Consider the following 25,408-nt stretch of genomic DNA (forward strand, 5'->3'; position numbering starts at 1 on the left):
GAGTGGCCGTACTGAAAATTGTTCAGCTTATTACACGAATGGATAAAATCGGTGGAGCGCAAAAGCATGTGGAGGCATTAGCAATCCAGCTCAAGCAAGATGGCCATGAAGTGACTGTCGTGACAGGCTCCTATCAGCCATCCCTTTGGCGCTTACAAGAGGAAAAAATTACGGTTATTCCTATTCCAGCTATGCAACGTGCTATTCATCTAACAAAGGATTTTCAAGCATTTTTAAAATTAAGAGCCGTCTTCAAAAGCATACAACCTGATGTGGTTGCCACACATTCGTCCAAGGCAGGTGTGATAGGTCGTATAGTGGGAAGTTTACTGCGTATCCCAACTGTTTTTACCGCACATAGTTGGAGCTTTACAGAAGGTGTTCCTCAAAAGAAACAGGTGCTTTATTATCGAATGGAAAAATCAGTTCAACGATTCACCTCAAAAATTATAACGGTATCTGATTATGATCGGGAGCTAGCCCTCATGAAAAAGGTTGCTCCAGCTCATAAACTGCTAACTATTCATAATGGTATTGCCCCAATAGACAGTCATTCATCAACAGAAAAGACCTATACGGAGCAGCCAGTCATAGTGATGGTTGCTCGTTTTGAAGTGCCAAAAAGACAGGACCTATTGCTGGAGGCGTTAGCAGAACTGACAGATGTTCCATGGCAGCTTCAATTGATAGGAGATGGCTCTCTACGGCCAGCTTTAGAAGAATTTGTTGCACAGCATAATTTAACAGATCGCATAAAATTTTTGGGTGATCAATTAGACGTACACAGCTATTTGGAGAAAAGTGATGTGTTTGTTTTGTTGTCAGATTGGGAGGGTTTGCCCATCTCTATTATTGAAGCAATGCGTATAGGTCTCCCTATAGTTGCAACAAATGTGGGTGGTGTTAAAGAGTTAGTGGTGGATCATGACAATGGTTTTTTAGTGGAGCGTGAGGATAAAGAATTATTGAAGCAGAGGCTCCACCATTTATTAATGAATGCTACCTTAAGTGAAAAAATGGGTAATGCGAGCGAACGACGTTATTTACAGTATTTTACGTTTACTCCGATGTATCAAAAAACATTAATGGTCTATCAGCAAGCTGTTTCTAAACTCGTAAAGAAAGGGGATTGAATTGCAATTAATACGTATTAGAACAGATGATGAGCTCATGTGGTACAAGGAAATTTGGGATGGCATTTTAGAGGAAGAGGACAATGATAATCCATTTATTGAATTTGCTTGGTTTTATAATTGGTGGCAAATAGTAGGGCGTAAAGAACGAGTAGAGCTCTTCGCTGTGGAACATGAAGGAATCATTTTGGCTTTTTTTCCCTTTACGGTGACTAATCGATGGGGGATTAGGGTGTATACCTTCGCGGGTGAAGGTATTGCCAATTATACAGGGGTTGTTGCCAAAAAAGAATGGTTAATGGACACAACGACCTTTGTGTTCGATGAGCTTCTAAAAAAACATCGGCACGTCATTTTTTCACTGCATGGCTTATTGGAAAGTAAAGAGTCTACTAAAGTCATCGAACAATATTTCGTGGAAAGGCAGTTACGAACAAGTATGTTCCGTGTGGTCACTCCATATCTCGCTTTTTCTGAGGTAGAATTTCCTCAGCATTTCCAGCAACGTCGAAAAATGCATGGTGTCGATCGGCGGGAAAGAAAGCTACGGAAGCTAGGCACATTAACAAGGAGAGTTCCTACACAGGACGAGCTATGGCAAATGTTTCGATTATTTGATCGACGATGGGCAAAGAAACTGGATACGAGTGACTTTACAAAAGGGAAGAAAAGAGACTTTTTTGAGCGCTTAACAATGCTTCATGGGGAGGCGCTACAAGTGGAGGTCGATGCACTTGTCTTTGAAAATCAGTGGATTGCCTTCACATATGGAATTTATTGTCGTGGACGCTATGTAACCTATGCGCTTGCTCACGAACCGACATTTAATGTATTTGGTCCGGGACGTATCGTCAATCAGGAATCTATTCAGCGAACATTCGCGGCTAATTATCGCCTATTTGATATGAGTATTGGCTATGAGCCTTACAAATTTGATTGGCGTACGAATATCGATTTTACTAGACGAATGCTTGCCAGTAGCGGTACGAGACGTGCGAGGCTAGTGACAGGTTCATGGCTACTAAAGGAGCGGCTTAAGGAATATGTGAAAAATAATCAGCGATTTGTAGATTGGAAACGAAACAAACTTGGACGATTCCGCTATTTAGTAAAGTATGGAAAGCTTAAAGATTGGCTAGAATATGGACAACAATTCGTAGATAGGTTTATTCGTTTGAAGCAAGTGGAGCTCTATGAATTATCTCCAGCAGAGGATGTGTCACCACAGCAACCTGTGGGCAACTTATTTGAGGAAATGACTATTCAGGAAGCGATGCAGCTTGATCAGGAAGAAGTCATTGCTCTCTATTATAAAGGATACACCGTTTATAAGGATTCCTTTGCGGAAACAAATAAACCAGCATTCGCGTTACACGCTACAAATTGGCGTGTCGATTCACTGCAAATAGTAGAAGCATTACCGAAGCAAACTTATTTTTTAGACTATGATATGTTCAAGCAAATCGATATTATCACGGCCTATTTCAGAAAAATCAAACCTGGACAAACACTGTGGGTAACGGCAAGCTTTTGGCAATGGCGAAAACGGAAGCGCTTAGCACAGCTAGGCTATAAACCTATTACTCGAATGAAACATTATAAAGTAGCTCGTTTTGAGCGACAACATGTACAAAAAAATACGGAGAGTGGGGGCGATGTTCATTCTGTCCATTAAAAGTAAGCGGTGGAATATTGCGATGCAGCATTTTTATTTTCTAGAAAAGCCAGCCAATGTTCGAAAATCCATGAAAGTAATAGGCTATACAAATTCTCTTGTCCCAAGTCGAAAGCTTGTTAAAAGTGAAACGATTCATATCGATCTTCAAGGGCATGAGCTGTCATTGTACTTAGCACTTTCTGAAGGAAACCGTAAAATATTACGACGCGCACATAAAGAATATTATCAAGTTATTTTATATAAAGAACCGTCCGTCGAAAACTTACGAGCTTTTCAGCAATTTTATAATCATTTTGCTAAAAGAAAAAAGCTTGAGGGTATGGGTAAATCTCAAATGGATACGATCATGCTTCTCAACAAACAGGGAGCATTATTATTATCTGAAATTCAAAGTATTTGTGGACAAACATTATGCTATCGACTGGATATTGTACATGAGAATAAAGCAATGTCTTATTATGAAGCAACTTGTGCGGCATCAGCTATATCTCCACATTTAAAGAGACCACACCGCTATGCCAATCGTTTTTTAATCTGGCATAATCTTCTTCATTTTAAGGAGCAAGGTTTTGTTTTATATGATATGGGTGAATTAACCGATAATCGGAATGTACGTGCCTTCAAACTAAGCTTTGGTGGACAGGTTGTCAATGTTTACTCAGGCTACATTACCCAATCAAAAATACGCGCACTGCTACTAGGCGTGCAAAAATGGAGGAAGTAGCAACATGAATGGTGGGGGTCTCGTTATTTCATTAGATTTTGAGCTGAAGTGGGGCGTCCATGATGTATTTCGATATGGACAATATAATAAAAACCTATATGGTGTACGGAAAGCCTTGCCCAGCATACTTGCGTTATTTGAGCAATATGACATTCATGCAACATGGGCGACAGTCGGACTCCTGTTTGCAGAATCAAAAGCTGAAATGGCTCATTATTTACGAGGTATCCCTGTTAAGTATGACAATATGCGCTATGCAGCACATAGCCAGCTAGCTAAAGTAGGCGAAAACGAACAAGAGGACCTCTTACATTTTGGTAAATCTTTAATAGAGGAGATTAAACGTACACCACATCAGGAAATAGGCAGCCATACCTTTTCTCATTATTATTGCTTGGAAAAAGGTCAAACAGAAGCTGCCTTTTATGCAGATTTAGACGCGACAAAGACCATAAGCGAGGGCTATATTTCGCCAATGAAGTCCATGGTTTTTCCAAGAAATCAAGTGAATAAGGACTATTTTAAAGCATGTGTAGAAGCGGGCTATGTTTGTTACAGAGGAACTGAAAATCATCCATTGTATGATGCTCAAAAGTTTACGAAAAAAGGTAGACTTTTGGGAGCTAAAAAATGGCTTGATAGCTATATCAATCTTACTGGCCATCATATGGCAACCTTGGAGGAAATGCGGGGCGAGCAACTGATTAATATTCGTTCAAGTGCTTTTTTAAGACCCTATTTTCGTCCATTTCACGTATTCGAGGGCTCAAAGGTAAAACGCATAAAGGAAAGTATGCTCGAGGCTGCAAAGGCCCAAGCTTTTTATCATTTATGGTGGCATCCTCATAATTTTGGGAAGAATACAGCTAAAAATTTAGCCATGCTAGAGGAGCTATTACTTTATTTTCAAGAATTACGTAGTCAATACAATTTTCAAAGCTATTCCATGTACGAGGTAGCCGAACTTTGTGAAAATCACTTCAAACAACAAAAGTAGCATCTCCAACTCATAGTGAAATTTGAAGCAAACTGATTTCTAGTTTGCTTTTTTGTGTTTCCCATAGAAAAGTTAAAAGAAAAGAGGAAAAGTGAAAAACAATGACGAAGATGAATGTACGAATGGTACTATTAGATAGAGAGAAGATTGGGTAGGACATTTGAGGGACATGTGAAAAAATATAGGTTAATTTAACTTCAATAGAAAAGATATAAAGGTGGTAGATGTATATGTTTATAGAACCGGAATGCCAATGGAAGCAAGAGAATGGATCGGCCATGCATCAATGGATTAAGCAGCAAACAAATCCAAACCCAAATGATGTGGATATAGTTGTGTATGGAGCTCTGTTATCGTATGCAGGAGAAGCATCTGCAAAAGCGCAATATCCAACTGCGTTTCGTAAAGTATGGCCTAGCTTCCAATCATATAATTTAGATGAGCAAATAAATTTACGTGCACTATCAGTTGTTGATATTGGCGATGTGGCGATTCATGAACAAGATAGAATGCTTTCTGAATCTGCCATCGAGGCTGCAGCAGAAAATTTAAGTATAGCTTTTCAAAAAAGCTTTACTTGCTTGATTGGAGGAGACCATGCCATTACCGCATGTTCATTAAAAGGAATAAAAAATGCCTTTCCGCAGGACCGTATTGGCATCATTCAAATTGACACACACTTAGATGCAAGAAACCAAGAGGAAATTGGGCTGGCTCAAGATTCTCCAATCCATCAATTGATTGCCTCAGGGGTTGTGGAAGGGAGACATATTTATAATGTCGGATTGCATGGTTTTTTCAATTCCCCGGAAATGATTCATTATGCAAGAGAACAGGGCATTCATATGATTACATTAAAGCAAATGCGACGTGATGGTATTCAGCTCACAATACGTGAAATGTTACGTCAGCTAATGTATGAGGTTGATCGAATTTATGTTTCAGTGGATTTAGATGCACTTGATATTATGTTTGCACGAGATGTCCCCGCTGCCACGCCAGGTGGTCTAACAGCCTATGAATTATTTGATATCCTCAAACTTATAGGTGAAAATGAAGGGGTTCGCCATATTGATTTTGTCTATGCAGATCCTAAGGAAGGAACGCTGCGTCCAGAAACCGTTAAAATTGGTGTAACGGCATTTTTACAATGGCTAACAGGTATTCAGTTGGATCATCGCAATCGCATCTCAAAAAAAGGAAAAGTGACGTTGTAAGTAAGCATATTGCCGTGTATTGACAATGCTCATTGTTGAAAGTTTGCTATACTATTCAATAGGTATCAAAAATTTATACAAACTTGTACGGTTATAGAGAGGAAATTTATAATGACAACAAAACCAAAACTACTGATTGTTGACGGTATGGCATTGTTATTCCGTTCATTTTTCGCTTCGGCTGCCATGGGTCACTTTATTCGCTTGGCGGATGGGACACCAACGAATGGAGCACAAGGCTTTGTACGACATGTACTAACTGCGCAATCTTTAATGAAGCCAACACATATGGCAGTTTGCTGGGATATGGGGGCGCATACATTCCGCAATGATTTATTTGATGGCTATAAAGCAAATCGCCCAGCGCCACCGGAGGAAATGTTGCCTCAATTTGATATGGCAAAAAGTTTATCCCTACAAATGGGCTGGCAGAATTTTGGTGTGAAGGGCATGGAGGCTGATGATTTAATTGGCTCTATGATTACCAAATGGCAGGACGAGGCTGAAATTACTGTGATTAGTGGAGATAAAGATTTACTTCAACTTTTGAGACCCTCTACAGAGATTGCTTTTATGAAAAAGGGCTACACAGAATATGATATTTATACACATGGACGTTTTAAAGAGGAGTATAGTATTGAGCCCGCGCAGTTTGCACAAGTGAAAGCTTTTATGGGAGATACAAGTGATGGTTATCCAGGCGTTAAAGGTATTGGTCCTAAGCAAGCACTTACGTTAATTCAAACATATGGCTCAATTGATAGTGTACTAGCGTCACTCGGTGAATTAAAGCCAGGTCAACGAACTAAAATCCAAGACAATATAGATATGCTGAAATTATCGCATGAACTCGCAACGATTCAAACCGATGTGCCTATTGAAGCAGACCTTCCAAGCCTTGTATTACCAAACTATGAGTCGCACATATTTAAAGAAATCGAAGAGAGTGGCTACACGCTTATTGCCAAGCATGCCCGTTCTTTGTATTCGCTTATTTAACCAATCATCGCAGAGTATAGTCATATGCTCTGCTTTTTTTATGGTAAGGAGAAGAATAGAGAGCAAATAGTAGGCGATTCGATATTTGCTCTAGCGAGGGGCCATTTTTACAAAGGACAATACTTTTTCGTTGTGTTGATAGAGTGCCTGACGAATGATGCTATCACGATTTGCTGTACCGTTATCATGAAAAATTAACCATAGCTGATCATCTCTAATGTCATAGCCAATTAGCGGTACCCAATGATAGGCGAAAGTAGAGGCTTGATCTCGCCAACGAAAACTAAAATAACGATCAAAGCGCATAGCGACAGGACGCCCTGCATCAATTTCCTGTAAAGCTTCTTTTAATGAACAAGTACGAACATCCCATGATGGATATAATCGGCGTAAATTGCGAATCAAACGCCATTTGAACAAACCAATTTTGGTACTACCAAGCAGTTTATAAAGCTCATTAATCGAAGGACCAGTTCCATTCAAATAATTTAACATAACGTGTATGGTAGTAGGACCACAAGCAGAATTACGATAGTTAGCTGCAATCGAAGCATCATATTGTGATTTTCCGAGTAGCCCCAATTGTTGACGCATAATGGTATCTCCTTTCAAAAAGAGCTGCATTTCATGAAGAAATGCAGCTCTCATTATTATTATTGTTGAGCAGATAAAAATTCAGTTACCTGTTGAGGTGTTTTTGCATTGGCACTGTGTAAGTGAGCAAGCTTTTCACCGTTTTGGAAAATTAATAAACTTGGGATGCCCATTACATCATATTTGTCTGCAATTTCTGGAAGCTCATCGCGGTTTAGCTCATACCAATCAAATTGGTTATACTCTTCAATGATTGGATCGATGAACATGTTCATACGTGTACAATCTGGGCACCAGCCAGCGTAAAATTTCACTAGTACTTTTTGGTTGCCATTGATTAATTCATTAAATTGTTCTGCAGTAGTAATTGTTTTCATTAAGTATTCACTCTCCTTGCTTACCATTCTACACATTTTTTGCGTATCCTGAAAGTTTTCTGTTTGGCTATAGTCATCGCTACTTATTGTCTTCATTTAGCTCGTAAACGACAAAAAAAGATGTATATTGCAAAAATAATTCTTGAAAAAAGATTGCTAAATTAGACAAAATAATCTACACTAAAAACAGAAAAGTAGTTTTATCTTCATTCATTAGCAATGTTTTGAAATGGAGATAAACCTTAGTTGTGCTTGTTGAATTTAGTAAATATTCATTCAGCAGAGGGACAAAAATCCACTAAGGTACACTTGATATTTTTTTGACTAAAAAATGAATGGCTATTCATTCAATGGAAGAATAAGGGGGAATTGCTTGTGACTTATAACATTAAAAAAGCTGCTGTTCTAGGTTCTGGGGTGATGGGCTCTGGAATTGCAGCGCATTTAGCTAATATCGGTATACCAACATTACTATTAGATATTGCACCGAAGGAACTAACGCATGAGGAAGAGGCAAAAGGTCTTTCCTTAGAGCACCCAGCTGTAAGAAATCGTCTTGTAAACGGAGCTTTGCAAAAGTTATTAAAGCAAAAGCCAGCACCACTTACTTCTAAGAAAAATTTATCACTACTAACGGTCGGCAATTTTGAAGATGATTTAGGGAAACTAAAAGATGTAGATTGGATTATTGAAGTTGTTGTAGAAAACTTACCTATAAAACAAAGTCTGTATGAAAAAATCGATGCTGTTCGTACACCTGGAACAATTATTAGCTCAAACACCTCTGGGATTAGTATTAATGCGATGGCAGAAGGTCGTTCAGATGATTTTAAAAAGCATTTTCTTGGCACACACTTTTTCAACCCGCCTCGCTATTTAAAACTATTAGAGGTGATTCCAGCTGATACAACTGCACCAGAAGTAGTAAGCTTCATGAAAACATTTGGTGAAGATGTGCTTGGTAAGGGCGTTGTGCTTGCAAAGGATACACCTAACTTTATTGCTAACCGCATCGGCACTTATGGGTTACTCATCACGTTACAGGAAATGCTAAAAGGTGGCTACTCAGTTGGGGAAGTAGATTCCGTGACAGGTCCGCTTATTGGCCGTCCTAAATCGGCAACGTTCCGTACGCTCGATGTTGTTGGATTAGATACATTTATTCATGTAGCTAAAAATGTCTACGATCAAACAACAGGTGAGGAGCAACAGGTATTTGCTGTCCCAGAATTTTTGCAAAAAATGGTTACGAACGGTTGGCTCGGTGCCAAATCAGGCCAAGGCTTCTTCATAAAGCAAGGAAAAGAGATTCATGAAATTGACCCAACGACTTTAGCCTATAGTCCAGCGAAAAAATTAAAGACACCTTCCATTGAAATGGCGAAACAAACTCGTGGATTGGCTAATAAAGTGAAGGCTTTAACATATGCAAAAGATCGTACAGGTGAATTATTATGGGGAATTTTTGCTCCTACATTAATTTATTCTGCTCAGCTATACGGTGAAATTGCAGATGATATTGTCGCTATTGATAATGCGATGAAATGGGGCTTCGGCTGGCAACAAGGACCATTTGAAATTTGGGATGCTATTGGCGTGAAAGAAGCTGTAGCAAAAATGGAGGCAGAAGGTCGAGAAGTACCTGCCTTTGTAAAAGAGATGTTAGCAAATGGATTTGAAACTTTCTATTCAGATATAGATGGTGACTTGGCTTACTATAATGGTTCGGAGTATGTCAAAGTGCCTGTTAATGAAAAGGAAATTGATTTAAAACGCTATAAGAAAAAACATGGTGTAATTAAATCTAATACAGGTGCTAGTTTAATAGACTTGGGTGATGGAGTTGCATTATTAGAATTCCATTCGCAGTCGAATGCTATTGGTTTAGATATTATTCAAATGATAAATTTTGCAATCGACGAGGTAGAAGCTAATTATAAGGGCTTAGTTATTGGAAACCAGGGGAAAAACTTCTGTGTTGGAGCAAATCTAGGAATGATTTTAGTAGAAGCACAGGATGATAATATCTTTGAACTAGATTTTGTCATTAAGGCATTCCAAGATGCGATGCAAAAAATTAAATATTCACGGAAGCCAGTTGTGGCGGCACCGTTTGCGATGACATTAGGTGGCGGCGCAGAGGTTTGCTTACCTGCTGCACATATCCAGGCAACGATGGAAACATATATGGGCTTAGTGGAAGTAGGCGTTGGGTTAATTCCGGGCGGCGGAGGTAATAAAGCGCTTTATCAAAAATTCCTAAAGGGTCTACCAAATGGTGTTGAGATAGACTATCAACATATTGCAAATAAAGTATTTGAAACAGTTGCGATGGCGAAGGTTTCAACATCTGGTGAGGAAGCACGTGAAAATAACTTCTTAAACTTCGTAGATGGGATTTCAGTTAACCAAGATCATCAATTATATGATGCGAAGCAAGCAGCTATAGCGCTTTACGAAGCAGGCTATCAACCACCTGTACCAACAAAAGTTCCTGTGGTGGGTGCATCAGGCTACGGTACATTACTCATTGGTGCGCAAGGTATGTATGAGTCAGGCTTTATCAGTAAGCATGATTTGAAAATTGCTAAAAAGCTAGCATATGTTATTGCGGGTGGTAAGGTTCCATATGGCACATTAGTCGATGAACAGTATCTATTAAACTTAGAGCGTGAGGCATTCCTTAGCCTTGTTGCAGATCCACTTTCACAGCAAAGAATGCAACATATGTTGCTAAAAGGGAAACCACTTCGTAACTAATGGACGAAATAGACAAAACTTGCACATGAAACAAAGGGGGATTATACGATGCGTGAAGCCGTTATTGTAGCAGGAGCACGAACTCCAATTGGAAAAGCAAAAAAAGGTTCTTTAGCAACAGTAAGACCAGATGACTTTGGTGCTGCCGTTGTCAAAGAAACATTAAAAAGAGCAGGCTATGAGGGACCGATAGATGATTTAATTTTAGGCTGTGCTATGCCAGAAGCAGAACAAGGAATGAATGTAGCTCGTAGTATCGGTGCACTTGCCGGATTACCAGATACAACTCCGGCTCTAACCATTAATAGATTTTGTTCTTCAGGTCTACAGGCGATTGCCTATGCAGCAGAACGAATTATGCTAGGACATTCAAAGGCTATTCTTGCCGGTGGTGTCGAGTCAATGAGTATGGTGCCAATGGTGGGGAACACACCCCGCTTAAATCCAACTTTAGCAGAAACAGCTCCACAATATTATATGGGGATGGGGCACACAGCTGAGGAGGTAGCTCGACAGTACAATGTAAGTCGAGAAGATCAAGATGCTTTTGCAGTTCGTTCACATGAACTTGCTGAAAAGGCGATCAAAGAAGGTAAATTTAATGATGAGATTGTACCTATAGAAGTGGAACAACATTATGTTGACGAAAACAATAAGCCACAGGTGAAAAAATTCACTTTCAATATGGATGAAGGTGTACGTCCTGGTACATCGGTTGAAGGCTTAGCGAAGCTTCGTCCAGCCTTCCATGTGAAAGGGAGTGTGACGGCAGGGAACGCTTCTCAAACTTCCGATGGTGCAGCAGCAGTATTGGTAATGGATCGCGAAGAGGCTGTCAAGCAAGGTTTAACACCAATGGCAAAATTCCTAGGCTTTGCAGTAGGTGGTGTACCACCTGAAGTAATGGGAATTGGCCCCATTGTGGCGGTACCGAAAGCGTTAGAAATTGCAGGTTTATCAGTAGATGCTATTGATTTATGGGAAATCAATGAGGCATTTGCATCCCAATCCTTACAGGTTGTTCGTCATTTAGGCATTGACCAAGAAAAGGTCAATGTGAATGGTGGAGCTATCGCATTAGGACATCCACTTGGTGCAACAGGTGCTATTTTAACGCTAAAACTTATTCATGAATTAAAGCGTCAAGGCAAGAAATATGGGGTAGTAACTATGTGCATTGGTGGCGGCATGGGGGCTGCTGGAGTATTTGAAATTCTATAATTTTCATTAGATCAGCTTGAGGTGTACGGTTTCCGGTTGCCTCCGAGCATGTACATGTCAAGCTTTTCTATATATGTTTGTCTTCACTCAGCAAAAGGTTTGTAGCATCAGAAACCTTCTTTAATATGACTAGAGAAGATGCTGAAAAAAGATTAAGCCTCTAGCAAATATCACAGATTTGAAGAGGCGTCATTCAATAGAGGATTAGACTATCAAAATAGATATATTGGGAGGAATTTATATGACTGAAAAAACAACGGATTTCATTAAAGGCGGCGGATTTTTAATAGAAGATGTGGAATTAGATCGTGTGTTTACACCAGAAGATTTCACTGATGAGCATAAAATGATTGCCAAAACAACAGAAGAATATGTAGCAAATGAAGTTCTACCTGTAGTTGAAAATTTAGAGCACCACGAATTTGAGCATTCAGTACGTCTCCTTAAAAGTGCTGGTGAATTAGGCTTGCTAGGTGCAGATGTTCCAGAAGAATACGAAGGACTAGGCTTAGATAAAGTTTCATCAGCATTAATTGCAGAAAAAATGTCTGTAGCAGGTGGTTTCTCCATCACTCATGGTGCACATGTTGGAATTGGCTCATTACCAATCGTGCTATTCGGTGACGAAGATCAAAAGAAAAAATATTTACCGAAGCTTGCTTCAGGTGAATTAATTGCTGCTTATGCATTAACAGAGCCGGGATCAGGCTCAGATGCTTTAGGGGCAAAGACAACTGCGAAACTAAACGATGCAGGCACACATTATATTTTAAATGGTGAAAAGCAATGGATTACAAATGCGGGCTTTGCAGATGTGTTTGTTGTTTACGCTAAAATTGATGGCGACAAGTTCACTGCCTTTATCGTGGAACGTGCATTCAAAGGTGTTTCTGTGGGTCCTGAAGAGAAGAAAATGGGGATTAAATCTTCATCTACTCGTACACTAGTGTTAGAAGATGCAGAAGTGCCAGTAGAAAATTTATTAGGTGAAATTGGTCGTGGGCATGTCATTGCCTTCAATATTTTAAATATCGGTCGCTATAAACTTGGGGTTGGAACAATTGGTGGATCGAAACGTGCATTTGAGTTAGCAGTACAATATACCAACCAACGTCAGCAATTTAAAACAAAGCTTTCTGACTTCAACCTTACAAAAGAAAAATTATCAACGATGGCTTCTCAATTGTATGCATCAGAGTCCTTAAACTATCGTACTGTTGGTCTATTTGAAGATCGTTTAAGCCAGCTAAGTCCAGAGGAGCAGAAGGAAGGAAAAGTGATTGCAGGTGCTATCGCTGAGTATGCGATTGAATGCTCAATTGCTAAAGTATTTGGATCGGAAACATTAGATTATATTGCAGATGAAGCGGTACAGTTACATGGCGGCTATGGCTTCATGGCTGAATATGAGGTAGAGCGTATTTATCGTGATTCTCGTATTAATCGAATTTTTGAAGGGACAAATGAAATTAATCGCATGATTGTACCAGGTACATTTATGAAAAAGGCACTAAAAGGTGAGCTGCCATTATTACAAGTTGCGCAAAATCTACAGCAAGAGCTTCTGATGCTAATGCCGGAGGATATCGGTACAGAGCCACTAGCTCAGGAAAAATACTTAGTAAAAAATGCCAAGAAGATTGCTGTATTAGCGGCAGGCTTAGCAGCACAACGCTTTGGTGCGAAGTTGGATCAAGAGCAAGAAGTTTTAGTGAATATTGCCAATATCGCTAATCAATTATTTGCAATGGAATCAGCTGTATTACGTACAGAAAAAGCGATTGCTCGTGATGGCGTTGAAAAAGCACATCAAAAATTGCTATATACTCAAATTTTCTGCCAAGAAGCATTTGCTGAAATCGAAAAAGAAGCAAAAGATACAATTCTTGCTACCGCAGATGGGGATGCAGCTCGTATGACTTTATCTGCATTACGTAAATTAACACGTAATAATCCATACAACCTAATTACAAAGAAACGTGAAGCATCTGTGAAATTAATAGAAGCAGAAAAATATATCGTTTAATCGTATAAAAAACGCTAGCTATCCGTAAATGGGTAGCTAGTTTTTTTATTCCAGATAAATTTATGAAAGGAACGGATAAAAATACAAAACCGATGGATAGACTTACGAAAATGAGCGAAGTTCCACCATTCTAAATGATTAAGATGGTATACTACAGAAAAAGACAGCAGAGGAGCATTTTTATGACGATTCAATTTTTCCATTATCCAAAATGTACAGCATGTAAAAAAGCACAAAAGTGGTTAAATGATCATGACGTTTCCTATGAAGAGGTACATATCGTAGAGCAGCCACCAACAAAGGATGAAATAACAGCTTTATGGCAAGCAAGTGGACTACCTTTGAAGAAGTTTTTTAATACTTCTGGCATGAAGTATCGTGACCTTGGTTTGAAGGACAAGCTAGCTGATATGACTGAGGAAGAACAGCTTGAGCTACTTGCTACGGATGGAATGTTAATAAAACGTCCCATCGTAACAGATGGCAAAAAAGTAACTTTAGGGTTTAAAGAATCCGATTTTGAGCAAGCTTGGTTATAACCGTTTTTATCCTTGTTTTTATAGGAGAAGTATGGCACACTGAAAGTGAATATATTACATAATTATGGAGGGGTTTTTTGCATGAGCACACCGAAAGACTTACGTTACTCTGAAGAGCATGAATGGGTAAAAGTAGAAGATGGAAAAGTACGTATTGGTATTACGCACTTCGCACAATCTGAATTAGGAGATATCGTTTTCGTTGAACTTCCACAAGTTGGCGATGAAATCAAAACAGATGATCCATTCGGTAGCGTAGAATCAGTAAAAACTGTTTCTGAATTATATGCACCAATCTCAGGTACTGTAGTGGAAGTAAATGCAGATTTAGAAGATAGCCCAGAATTCGTTAATGAATCACCATATGAAAAAGCATGGATGATCGTCGTGAAGCCTGCTGATGCGTCAGAAATTGATAAACTTATGACAGCAGAACAATACGAAGAGATGACTGCAGAATAAGACAAGCCATAATCAAAAAACGTCGGAAACTACCGGCGTTTTTTATTATATAATAATGTATAAGTGGGTATGTCTAAATGGAGGTGGCGTAATGTTCGTTGGGAAATGCTTGATAGTAGAAGGACGCTCAGATAAGCTACAAATTGAGCCAATTTTGAACGAGAATGTTACAATACTATGTACGAATGGAACAATTGGAGTGCATCAATTAGAGGAGCTAATAGACCCCTATGAGGGCTGCGAGCTATTTACTTTTTTTGATGCTGATACTTCAGGCGATAAGCTACGCACTTTAATGGACAGACATTATCCGGAAGCGGAGCATTTACGTACAATGCCGACATATAAGGAAGTAGAAACGACACCAAGAAAAGTGTTAGCAATGATTTTACTGCGTGCGCATTTCTCAATCCATCATGAATATATTTTATAAGGTTGCGTGAACTAAATGGAAGAATGGTCAAAAGAGCAGTGGGAATCGGCTTTACAGTCGGGAGAAAAAGCTGCGTTTTATTTATATACACCGATGTGTGGTACATGTGCAGTGGCATCGAAAATGATGTCAATTGTAGAACAACTATTACCTCACCTAAAACTAGGGAAAGCAAATATTAATTTTTTGGAGCAAATTGCTATTGAACATCAAATTGAAAGCGTCCCATGTTTACTTGTCTGTGATGGCGGCAAAGTGACAGAAAAGATTTATGCTTTTCAATCCGTACCATTTTTGTACGAATTGTTAAAAAAATCAATTGACTGAACTTTATTAGCGTGGTAAAGTAACAAATATATTACTAAAACATTAAATATATCGAACTCTTATAAAGAGCGGCGGAGGGAAGTGCCCAATGAAGCCCGGCAACCATCACATAGTGAAAAGGTGCCAAATCACTCAAAGATTTTTTCTTTGAAAGATGAGAGAACGGTTCAACGTATAATACGTGACCCCTTCTACTTGTCTATAAGTGGAGGGGTTTTTTTATATAAGAAAAGGAGTATTCGCTATGATACAGCTTCAAAATATAACGAAGAAATACAAAACAGCAAATGGCGAATTAACGGCAGTCAAAGATGTTAACCTTACTATTAATAAGGGTGAAATTTTTGGCATTATCGGCTATAGTGGCGCTGGTAAAAGTACGATGATTCGTTTACTTAATGGTTTAGAGAAACCAACAGCAGGAACAGTAACGGTGAACAATCAAGAATTTTCTTCGATTAAGGGTCAGAAGCTTAGAGCAGCTAGACAAAAGGTTAGTATGATTTTTCAACATTTTAACCTACTTTGGTCACGAACAGTTGCAGAAAACATTGCCTTCCCATTAGAAATTGCAGGTGTATCAAAAGCTCAACGTGAGGCACGGGTGAAGGAATTGATAGCACTTGTTGGCTTAGAAGGTCGCGATCAAGCATATCCATCGCAGTTGTCTGGTGGACAAAAGCAACGTGTAGGGATTGCACGTGCCTTAGCAAATAATCCAGAGGTTTTACTATGTGATGAGGCAACATCTGCACTAGACCCAGAGACAACAGATGCGATTCTTGATTTACTGGTAGATATTAATGAACGTTTAGGGTTAACGATTGTCCTCATAACACATGAAATGCATGTCATTCGCAAGATTTGTCATCGTGTAGCCGTGATGGAGGCAGGCGAAATTGTAGAGCGTGGGGAAGTATTGCAAGTTTTCCAGGCACCTCAGGCAGCCATTACTAAGAAATTTGTAGCCCAAATTACAAATACAAAGGAAACACAGGATACAGTAGAACAAATCAAAGCAAATTATCCAACTGGACAACTTGTCAAATTGATTTTTGTTGGTGAAAAAACAGAACAGCCAGTTATCTCACATTTAGTGAAGCAATTCGATGTGGAAGTAAGCATCGTACACGGGAATATTTCTCAAACGAAAAATGGTGCATATGGTACCCTCATAGTCCAAATTGATGGGTCGAAAGCAAATGTGACTGAAGCTTTAAGCTATTTAAATACAGTGGAAGTACAAACGGAGGTGATTGCAGATGCTAACTAATCTCTTTCCGAATGTAGACTGGGATAGCATGTGGCAGGCTACGTATGAAACATTATATATGACGGCCATTTCTACAGTTATTACATTTATTCTTGGGTTAGCCATTGGGATCGTCCTATTTTTAACAAGTCCCAATCAGTTATGGGCTAATAAAATTGTTAGCTTTTTAACAGGGTCACTCGTTAACATTTTCCGCTCTATCCCATTTATCGTGTTAATTATTTTATTAATTCCATTTACTAAGTTTTTATTAGGTACAATCCGTGGAGCTAATGCTGCTTTACCTGCTTTAATTATCGGTGCGGCTCCGTTCTATGCGCGTATGGTATTAATTGCGTTGCGAGAAATTGATAAGGGTGTTATTGAAGCAGCGCGTTCAATGGGGGCTAAAACAGCCACAATTATTTGGAAAGTTCTGATCCCTGAATCATTACCAGCACTAATTTCGGGGATTACAGTTACGGCTGTAGCACTTGTTGGTTATACAGCAATGGCAGGGATAATTGGTGCAGGAGGTCTTGGGAACTTAGCCTTCCTAGACGGGTTCCAAAGAAATCGCCAAGATGTGACATTAATGGCAACTATTTTGATCTTAGTAGTAGTCTTTATTATCCAATGGATTGGTGATTTCATGACAGAAAAAATTGATAAACGTTAATAAAACTGAGGTTATTCCGGTTCTTGCCGCTAACATATTTTCATCAAAATAAAGGGAGTGTCATAAATGAAAAAGGTATTAACAGGATTATTTTTATCAATACTTGTACTAGCTTTAGCAGCTTGCGGTACTGATAAAAAAGAGGATGCAAATTCAGCATCTGGTGATAAAACAGATAGTAAAGAAAACGTTACTTTAACAGTGGGAGCTTCTAATACACCACATGCTGTAATTTTGGATAAAGCAAAACCTATTTTAGCTGAGAAAGGTATTGACCTTAAAGTAGAAACATATACAGACTATGTGCTACCAAACCAAGATTTAGAATCAAAAGAATTGGATGCAAATTACTTCCAACATATTCCGTATTTGGAGTTACAAATTAAAGACAATGGCTATGACTTCGTCAATGCTGGTGGTGTTCATATTGAGCCAATCGGTATTTACTCTAAAAAATATAAATCTTTAGAGGAACTTCCTGAAGGTGCAACAATCTTACTTTCTAATTCGGTATCAGATCACGGTCGTATGCTGTCATTACTAGAAGCTAAGGGCTTAATTAAATTAAAAGATGGTATTGATAAAACAGCAGCAGAAATTAAAGATATAGATGAAAATCCTAAAAACTTTAAATTCGATGCGAATACAGCACCAGAAATGCTTGTACAAATGTACGAAAACGACGAAGGGGACGCAGTACTGATCAACTCTAACTTTGCAATTGATAATGGCTTAAACCCAATCGAAGATGCGATTTCTCTTGAAGATAAAGAGTCGCCATACGTAAACATCATCGCAGTACGTGCGGGTGATGAATCAAGACCAGAAATTAAAACATTATTAGAAGTATTAACGTCAAAAGAAATCCAAGACTTTATTTTAGAAGAATGGAAAGGTGCAGTAGTACCTGTTCAATAATTTTAAAAAAGGGTACGTAAGTAGTGAAATACTGACGTATTCTTTTTTTTTAGTGAATTTTGACAGCATTCGGATAGTGACTATTTACAAGTTGTCGATTTCCGAGGAAATAAAAATGGCTATATAAAATAGTTACAATAGCTCATGGAATGTCTATTCGACGTGTTTCAAAGTATTGTTCTACCTAATCCCTTCAGTATCGGTGAAAACCAATACTGGAGGGATTTTTTTAGAGATTTCAAAAAAGGAAAAAATGTTAATTTTCTATTTATTAACATTCTTCAGTGTCGCTTCCCAACTTTTTCATCTACACTAATAAAGCGACTCTAAATATATTTACTAAATATCTGAATAAATAATGAACTTTTTTGTTCTAAATACTAATAAAGTAGGCTTTTTATCGTGAATGAAGGAATTATTTAGAAATTGTTTAGTTGTAAGTAGTACTATATAATTGTTAGAAAAGTTTTTTTGTGAAATGTAGATTTTATTCATCTATTTTGACTAAAAAAATCATACTTAAGTATGTGGAGATGAAAGGGGTTTGGTGAAAATGGCAATGAGAAATGGCCTATTACGTTGCAGAATATTATGCATATATAAGTAGATGAATAGATAACGAAAAAACGGCGATAAAAATTACATGAAAGTTAAGCCAAAGGAGTTATTGTTATGACGATAAACACGAAATCAATGAGCTCAGCTTTATTAAATAAAATTCAAACAAAAAAAGCGACAATTGGGGTAATTGGCCTTGGCTATGTAGGTCTACCATTTGCCATTGAAATTGTTCAAAAAGGTTTTCATGTTTTAGGCTTTGATAAAAATCAAGAAAAAATCGCCCTGTTGCAAAACGGTGAAAGCTATATAGCTGATATCCCGAAAGAAAATATACAGTTACTATTAAAGGAACATCAATTTGAAGCAACCTATGATTTTTCCAAACTTTCTTCTGTTGATGTTGTCATCATTTGTGTGCCAACCCCTACAACGGAGGATGGTACTCCTGATATTTCCTATATAGAAGAAGCAGCTCGCGATATAGGGTGCCATATTAATGCAAATGCACTAGTCATTCTTGAAAGTACGACCTATCCTGGGACGACAGAGGAAATTGTTCAGCCTATTTTGCAAAAACATGGCTTTGCGGTTGGTCAAGATTTATTTTTAGCCTATTCACCAGAACGAGTGGATCCTGGTAATAGTAATTTTTCAGTTGCTAATACACCCAAAGTTGTTGGTGGTGTTACTTCCACATGCTTGGAAGTTTCAAAGGTTTTTTATGAAACAGTCATTCATACTAGTGTATATACGGTAACAAGTCCGAAAGTTGCCGAAATGGAGAAATTGCTGGAAAATACGTTTCGCCAAATCAATATCGCTCTTGTCAATGAGCTAAGTCAAATTTGCTATAAAATGAATATTGATATTTGGGAAGTTATCGATGCCGCCTCTACAAAGCCTTATGGATTCATGCCATTTAAACCTGGCCCAGGAGTCGGTGGACATTGTATCCCTGTGGACCCTAAATATTTATTGTGGGCGGGTCAGCAGCATGGTGTCTCAGCAACATTAATAGAAGCAGCAGATAAAATTAATGATTCGATGCCTAGCTTTGTTGTAGAGAGACTCGAGCAGTACTTACGTCTGCAAAATACAGAGCTACGCCAAGCAAAAATTGTTATTATCGGTGTCACGTATAAGCCAGAAATAAATGATTCACGCGAATCACCTGCACTACATGTCATTCAACAATTACTAGATAATCAGTGCTCAATACAAGTTATCGACCCTTTTATTCAAACATTCCCTGTAGAACAATCCCTATTCAATACAGTTCCTTTAACAGAGCAAATTATTAAAGATGCAGATGCGGTATTGATTTTAACCAACCATTCCAACATTGATTATTCATTAATTGATCAACAAGCGTCATTAATTTTTGATACACGTAATACCCATTTTTTATTTAACAATAAAAATTATTACAAGTTATAAGGAGAGTTCATGGGACATGAAACAGCTAAAAATATGTGGGCTTCTACTCCTGATGTTCTTAGCAGGATGTCAATCCACTCCTCAACAAACGATTCAACCAATTGATTCTACTATAGAGATTAAGGAATCGGATGGTACGATGAGTGATTCAATCAGCCATGCCGATATTATTAAGCCAAAAGTGGCTCTAACGTTTAATGGCTTTGCGGATAATCAAACAATGGAGCTACTACTGAAGAAATTAGATGAATCTAATATGAAAGCTACCTTCTTTTTAGAGGGGCTACGTGTGGCCCAGGAGCCAGAGCTTGTTCGAGACATTTTAAAAAGAGGTCATGAAGTGCAAAACGGTACATTGTCATTTCCAGATGTCACAGCTTTAGACTATGATCAAACGTATGAGGAGATTTATTTAACGAATCAAATATTTGAAGAGCATTTAGGATATAAGCCGAAATATGTTCGAAGCCGTTCTGGTGATATTACAGATAATATGCGCTTAGCGGCTGCTGCTTTGGACATGAATGCAGTGATAGGATTATCTATTAATCCACTTGATCGAAAAATGCAGGGTCCTCAAGAATTGGTCGATTATATTGGGAAATATATTGATAGAGGCTCTATTATCCACCTCAATACGTATATTAATCCTGCCATTATAGATTCCATCCCTTTACTAGCACAATTAGCAGAAGAGCATGATTATACAATTACTACTTTAAGTGATATGTTAGATGACCGTTATTTAACTAAGTCGTTAGAAGAAATAGCAGGTTATGATGCCATCAAACCTAATTTAAATTATGAAAATATCGAACCGCATTTATATTATCGAAAAGAGACATCTAAAAAAGAAATTGCCATTACCTTTGATGACTGGGCACATGAACAGCAAGTGAAGGATGTTTTAGAAGTTTTAAAAAAATATAACATTAAAAGTACATTTTTCTTAATCGGTAGTGGAGTGGAGAAAAATCCTCAATTGGCAAAGTTAATACTAGAGGAAGGTCATGAAGTAGCAAGTCACTCTTATTACCATTTAGATGTAACTAAAATGACGCCAGAGGAAATACAGGATGATTTAGTGAAGGCCCATAAAGCTCTCACTTATGCGCTACAGGAACCCCCAATACTTTATTTTAGACCAGCACAGGGAATTATGGATGAACGTACTGCCAAAGTGATTACCGCTGCTGGAATTAAAACCATTGCCATGTATGATATTGCATCCTTTGACTGGAATTTAGATTACAGTGCTCAGGATATTTACGATCGGGTTATATCTAGAGCAGCACCAGGTAAGGTCATTGTCATGCACATCCTAGATGGTACGAAAACAGTTGAAGCACTTCCATTAATTATTGAAAAGTTGCAGCAGGATGGTTATAGCTTTAGTAAAATGTCAACTTGGATTGAAGAAGATGCAAATGGGGATGTGAATAAATGATAAAAACGAAAAAAGAGGTTTTAACAGTACCGCGCTCGGATCGTCGGATTCTATCAAATATTCCTGATCCCGAAAATGTCCGGAACCTTGTCAATCGTCGAGGTGCATCTTATCAGAAAGAAGAAATTGATGCGACAGATGTCAATGAAATATATCGTCTCCAACAGCTTAGCTTACGCTATGAAACTCATTTTGAAGTAATGGTGAGAAGAGCAAGACGTAAAACCAGTTCAGACAAATACTATGCGGAAGATATTTCAGTTACGGGAATCCTTGTATATTCTCAACAGCCTCAGCAATTATTAATAGATGAAATTTTAGAAATGAATTTTACGATTCCAGGGGGCGCAATGCCCGAGGGATTTGAGGCTAAAGTAAAGTTAAAGGCAAAGGTGGTCCGACATTTTACCAAAGAGGTGGATGGTCAAACGCTGTATTACTTTGCTTGTGAATTTCTCCAACCTTTAAATGAATATATGGTAAAAAAGCGGTGGGGCATTTCTGTTTTTATGGCCAGTTTATTTTTATTGGTCGTCACTCTTATTGTCATGCTGATGAGAGCAGAAAGTGTTATTTATTTTAGGTTTAATAAATTTTTATACCTTTATAGTATTATAGCGGCAACGTTTCTATTAAGTAGATACCTATTTGGTATTTTCTATAAAAATGTACCGATCAATCCGCACTATGAGCCCGGTGTATCCATAATTATCCCTGTGTTTAACGAGGAAGAATGGATACATCGCACGATTTCAAGCTGTATTAATCAGTACTATCCTGTAGATAAGCTAGAAGTGATTGTCGTGGATGATTGCTCGACGGATGGGACGGAGGAAAAAGCTAAGGAAATGATTGATCTTATTCATTTTGAGGGTGGGCGTTTTAAAACGACTGATCGCTTAAAGTTTTCTAAGCTCCCTCAAAATGGTGGAAAACGTGAAGCACTGGTAGCCGGTGTTCATCAAGCAAAACATGACTTAGTGGTTTTTGTGGACTCAGATAGTTTTTTGGAGCCACATGCAATCCGCAATTTAGTACAGCCTTTCCAAGATCCTAAGATGGGTGGAGTAGCTGGTCGGACAGAGGTAGAAAATAAATTTACAAATGCTCTGACAAAACTACAAACAGTGCGTTATTATATTGCCTTTCGTATTATGAAAGCAGCTGAATCTTGGTTTGATACGGTGACATGCTTATCGGGACCTTTAGCTTGTTATCGAAAAGAACTAATTTTAAAAAATGAAACAGCCTGGCTCAATCAAAAATTTCTTGGGCAGCCTGCTACATTTGGGGATGACCGTAGTATGACAAACTATATTTTGAAAACTCATCGAACAGGTTATCAGGATAATGCCATTTGTTCGACGATCGTCCCCTCTGACACAAAGGTTTTTTTATCTCAGCAAATGAGATGGAAACGGTCTTGGTTAAGAGAATCTTTACGAGCATTTTTATTTATGTGGAAAAAAGAACCCTTCATGTTCCTTTTCTTCATTATAGGTTTAATTGTGCCAATTGCAGCACCCATTGTCGTCGTTTACAACTTAATCTATGTGCCGATTATGTATGGCGTGTTTCCAACTACCTTTTTATTAGGTTTACTTTTAATGGCCATGCTAATGAGTTTGGCTCATCTATTTTTTAGAAAAAGTAAATTATGGTTATTCGGGTTTATCTTCGTTCTTTATTATGAATTTATTTTACTCTGGCAAATGCCAGTTGCATGGGTAACATTTTGGAAATCAACATGGGGAACAAGGGAAACACCACAAGACGTTTTGGCAAAAGAAAAGAAAATAGAAAAGCAAAAATTACGAAAATCCCGATTTTCAATGTTGAAAATTAGAAAAATGGGTGAGAAGAAATGAAAGAGAAACATGTAATTTTACAGCCAGCTAAAAAAAATCGAAGGAAAATTATACGCTCGATCCTACAATTAATCGTTGTTGCCTTTTTAGCAGTCGTGTTAATGAAAGCCGTTTTTCTGACAGACAAGAGATTTGCTGAGGCGGTACCATTAAACAATAAAGAAGGATTTATTGCACTTTCCTATTTTGGGGTGAGTAGAAATGACTCCCCTAAATATGTGTCAAAGAAGAACTTAGAAGAACAATTAACCTTGCTTGAAAAACAAGGCTATCAAACGATTACACAACAGGATATATTGGATTTTTATCAAAAGAACAAACCATTACCTGAAAAAGCATTGTTTTTATCATTTGAGGATGGACGTACGGATTCTAGTATTTTTGCACAAAATAGTATGGAGAAATTAAATTACAAGGCTACGATGTTTACGTATGCCAATAAAATGGATACCCGTGATCATAAATTTTTAAAGCCAAAAGATTTGAAGTTGATGGAGAAAAGCGGCTATTGGGAATTAGGCTCTAATGGGTACCGACTAACCTATATTAATATTTTTAATGATAAAGGGCAGTCTTTAGGGATGATTGACGAAAATAATATACCAAATAAAACAACAATCGAATATTATAACCATTATTTAATGGATTTTATTCGTAATCAATATATGATTCCAAGTGAAACTCGACAAGAGATGGAAATCCGAATTAAGAAAGACTACAAGCTTATGCAGGATATCTATCAGCAAGAGTTTGGGAAAGTTCCAAAAGCCTATGCCATTATGCATGCTAATTCATTGTATAACAATATGGACCCACTGGTGCAGAGTGCCAATGACAAGGAAATTAAAGACAAGTTTCTTATGCACTTTAATCGAGAATTGAGTGCCTATAATGATAAAGATAGCGATCTATATAACTTGAATCGATTACAAGTTTCCCCCTATTGGTCAACCAATCATGTAATGATGAAGATCAGACAGGCTAGCAATCAAAATGTAGAGTTTAAAATAGGAGATCCGGCATTAGCCCAAAAATGGCATACCGTTAATGGGGCGGCAGAATTTGATCAGAATAAAGTCATATTAACATCAGCTCCTTCTAGTGAAGGTAGGATTCTTTTAAAGGAAACAATGCCACAACAATACAATGCTAATTTTACATTTAAAGGAAATGTTGTTGGTGAACAAGCGTTCTACGTCAATTATGATGATAAAACAAATAGCTATTTACGCATTGCCTTAATCGATAATGAGCTTGTAGTAAGTGAAAAATTACCAGCTTCAGACATTGTGGAAAAGGCTCGTTTTCCATTGAATGAGATTAAATGGAATGAAGAGGAGTATGCCTTTAATAAGGCGACCGTCTATACGTTTCAGGATACCCAAAAGGGATCGCGCATTGTTGAAGAAGAATACCCAAGAAACCTAACAAAAAATAGAGTATTTAACATTGCAGTAAATAAGGATAAAATAAACATAGATGTAGATCATGTATTATCTGAAACTATTCAAATAAATCCTAGCCTTCATGGATCACAAATAGGATTTGGGGCATTGTTTAGTCATAAAGATACGTCCCATGAACAGTATGCAGATGATATATACGATACATTAATTGAAGATATTTTAATTACAGATAGAAAAGATCAAACCATTTTTACAAACCAATATACGAATTTCGAGAAGGTGAAGTATAAAAGTACAACATTGTTTAATCATGTTGTGGATTTCTTTATTGAAACCTTCTAAGTTGGGGTGAA

At 37.9% G+C, this 25,408-nt stretch carries 22 protein-coding genes and 1 riboswitch; of the genes, 20 read left to right on the plus strand and 2 right to left on the minus strand.

The genetic code is table 11. The features are described from left to right. The first annotated feature begins 2 nt into the window (after nt 1–2). The 6 genes from AC07YC_RS14955 (at nt 3) to AC07YC_RS14980 (ending at nt 6,748) form a co-directional block, all read left to right on the plus strand. Complete coding sequence (locus tag AC07YC_RS14955) at nt 3–1,133, plus strand: glycosyltransferase family 4 protein (RefSeq protein ID WP_494919790.1); 1,131 nt, start codon at nt 3–5, stop codon at nt 1,131–1,133. 1 nt (nt 1,134) lies between these two features. Next, nucleotides 1,135–2,808, plus strand: coding sequence for a GNAT family N-acetyltransferase (locus AC07YC_RS14960; protein WP_494919791.1), 1,674 nt, complete (start codon nt 1,135–1,137; stop codon nt 2,806–2,808). After that, nucleotides 2,789–3,535: a GNAT family N-acetyltransferase gene (locus AC07YC_RS14965; RefSeq protein ID WP_494919792.1), complete on the plus strand. Its 747-nt coding sequence runs from the start codon at nt 2,789–2,791 to the stop codon at nt 3,533–3,535. Before AC07YC_RS14960 ends, AC07YC_RS14965 begins: the two co-directional genes overlap by 20 nt. A 4-nt stretch (nt 3,536–3,539) precedes the next feature. Then, entirely contained in the window at nt 3,540–4,532 is a 993-nt protein-coding gene (locus tag AC07YC_RS14970) for a polysaccharide deacetylase family protein (protein ID WP_036145557.1), read from the plus strand. Between the two features lie 224 nt (nt 4,533–4,756). After that, a complete protein-coding gene (locus tag AC07YC_RS14975) occupies nt 4,757–5,749 on the plus strand; it encodes an agmatinase family protein (protein ID WP_494919793.1) in 993 nt (330 codons plus the stop codon). A gap of 111 nt (nt 5,750–5,860) precedes the next feature. Next, complete coding sequence (locus AC07YC_RS14980) at nt 5,861–6,748, plus strand: 5'-3' exonuclease (RefSeq protein ID WP_249660844.1); 888 nt, start codon at nt 5,861–5,863, stop codon at nt 6,746–6,748. A 90-nt stretch (nt 6,749–6,838) separates the two neighbouring features. On the opposite strand, the gene AC07YC_RS14985 is transcribed toward AC07YC_RS14980, so the two are convergent. Together AC07YC_RS14985 and AC07YC_RS14990 are read right to left on the minus strand one after the other, a co-directional pair. Next, entirely contained in the window at nt 6,839–7,342 is a 504-nt protein-coding gene (locus AC07YC_RS14985) for a C39 family peptidase (protein ID WP_494919794.1), read from the minus strand. 59 nt (nt 7,343–7,401) lie between these two features. Further along, on the minus strand, nt 7,402–7,746 hold the full coding sequence (locus tag AC07YC_RS14990) for a thioredoxin family protein (protein WP_083244814.1): 345 nt from the start codon (nt 7,744–7,746) through the stop codon (nt 7,402–7,404). Between the two features lie 348 nt (nt 7,747–8,094). Here AC07YC_RS14990 and AC07YC_RS14995 point away from each other — a divergent pair, with 348 nt between their 5' ends. From AC07YC_RS14995 to AC07YC_RS15060, 14 genes are all read left to right on the plus strand, one after another. Continuing rightward, nucleotides 8,095–10,479 (plus strand): 3-hydroxyacyl-CoA dehydrogenase/enoyl-CoA hydratase family protein, encoded by a 2,385-nt coding sequence (locus AC07YC_RS14995; protein WP_494919795.1) that lies wholly within the window; start codon nt 8,095–8,097, stop codon nt 10,477–10,479. Nucleotides 10,480–10,527: 48 nt separating this feature from the next. Beyond that, nucleotides 10,528–11,700 carry an acetyl-CoA C-acetyltransferase gene (locus tag AC07YC_RS15000; protein ID WP_494919796.1) on the plus strand — a complete coding sequence of 391 codons (1,173 nt, stop codon included), beginning with the start codon at nt 10,528–10,530 and terminating at the stop codon, nt 11,698–11,700. A 241-nt stretch (nt 11,701–11,941) separates the two neighbouring features. Next, complete coding sequence (locus AC07YC_RS15005) at nt 11,942–13,726, plus strand: acyl-CoA dehydrogenase FadE (protein ID WP_494919797.1); 1,785 nt, start codon at nt 11,942–11,944, stop codon at nt 13,724–13,726. 182 nt (nt 13,727–13,908) lie between these two features. Beyond that, nucleotides 13,909–14,265 (plus strand): arsenate reductase family protein, encoded by a 357-nt coding sequence (locus AC07YC_RS15010; protein WP_494919798.1) that lies wholly within the window; start codon nt 13,909–13,911, stop codon nt 14,263–14,265. A gap of 81 nt (nt 14,266–14,346) precedes the next feature. After that, nucleotides 14,347–14,727: a glycine cleavage system protein GcvH gene (gene gcvH / locus AC07YC_RS15015; protein ID WP_494919799.1), complete on the plus strand. Its 381-nt coding sequence runs from the start codon at nt 14,347–14,349 to the stop codon at nt 14,725–14,727. 91 nt (nt 14,728–14,818) lie between these two features. Then, a complete protein-coding gene (locus AC07YC_RS15020) occupies nt 14,819–15,160 on the plus strand; it encodes a toprim domain-containing protein (protein WP_336636909.1) in 342 nt (113 codons plus the stop codon). Between the two features lie 15 nt (nt 15,161–15,175). Next, on the plus strand, nt 15,176–15,487 hold the full coding sequence (locus AC07YC_RS15025) for a thioredoxin family protein (protein ID WP_089986190.1): 312 nt from the start codon (nt 15,176–15,178) through the stop codon (nt 15,485–15,487). Nucleotides 15,488–15,543: 56 nt separating this feature from the next. Continuing rightward, nucleotides 15,544–15,648: riboswitch (SAM riboswitch) on the plus strand. An 83-nt stretch (nt 15,649–15,731) separates the two neighbouring features. Beyond that, nucleotides 15,732–16,760, plus strand: a complete 1,029-nt coding sequence (locus AC07YC_RS15030) for a methionine ABC transporter ATP-binding protein (protein ID WP_036120001.1) — start codon at nt 15,732–15,734, stop codon at nt 16,758–16,760. Then, nucleotides 16,750–17,418, plus strand: a complete 669-nt coding sequence (locus tag AC07YC_RS15035; RefSeq protein ID WP_494919800.1) for a methionine ABC transporter permease — start codon at nt 16,750–16,752, stop codon at nt 17,416–17,418. Before AC07YC_RS15030 ends, AC07YC_RS15035 begins: the two co-directional genes overlap by 11 nt. A 66-nt stretch (nt 17,419–17,484) precedes the next feature. Then, the gene (locus tag AC07YC_RS15040) at nt 17,485–18,336 is read left to right on the plus strand and encodes a MetQ/NlpA family ABC transporter substrate-binding protein (protein ID WP_494919801.1); all 852 of its coding nucleotides are present in this window, start codon (nt 17,485–17,487) and stop codon (nt 18,334–18,336) included. A gap of 672 nt (nt 18,337–19,008) precedes the next feature. Continuing rightward, the gene (locus tag AC07YC_RS15045; RefSeq protein ID WP_494919802.1) at nt 19,009–20,334 is read left to right on the plus strand and encodes a nucleotide sugar dehydrogenase; all 1,326 of its coding nucleotides are present in this window, start codon (nt 19,009–19,011) and stop codon (nt 20,332–20,334) included. 16 nt (nt 20,335–20,350) lie between these two features. Next, on the plus strand, nt 20,351–21,781 hold the full coding sequence (locus AC07YC_RS15050) for a polysaccharide deacetylase family protein (RefSeq protein ID WP_494919803.1): 1,431 nt from the start codon (nt 20,351–20,353) through the stop codon (nt 21,779–21,781). Then, entirely contained in the window at nt 21,778–23,649 is a 1,872-nt protein-coding gene (locus AC07YC_RS15055; RefSeq protein ID WP_494919804.1) for a glycosyltransferase family 2 protein, read from the plus strand. The genes AC07YC_RS15050 and AC07YC_RS15055 overlap by 4 nt, the downstream gene beginning before the upstream one ends. Continuing rightward, complete coding sequence (locus AC07YC_RS15060; RefSeq protein ID WP_494919805.1) at nt 23,646–25,397, plus strand: polysaccharide deacetylase family protein; 1,752 nt, start codon at nt 23,646–23,648, stop codon at nt 25,395–25,397. The genes AC07YC_RS15055 and AC07YC_RS15060 overlap by 4 nt, the downstream gene beginning before the upstream one ends. The last annotated feature ends 11 nt before the right edge of the window (nt 25,398–25,408 follow it).

It is taken from the genome of Lysinibacillus sp. GW247-5R2A (assembly GCF_059424475.1).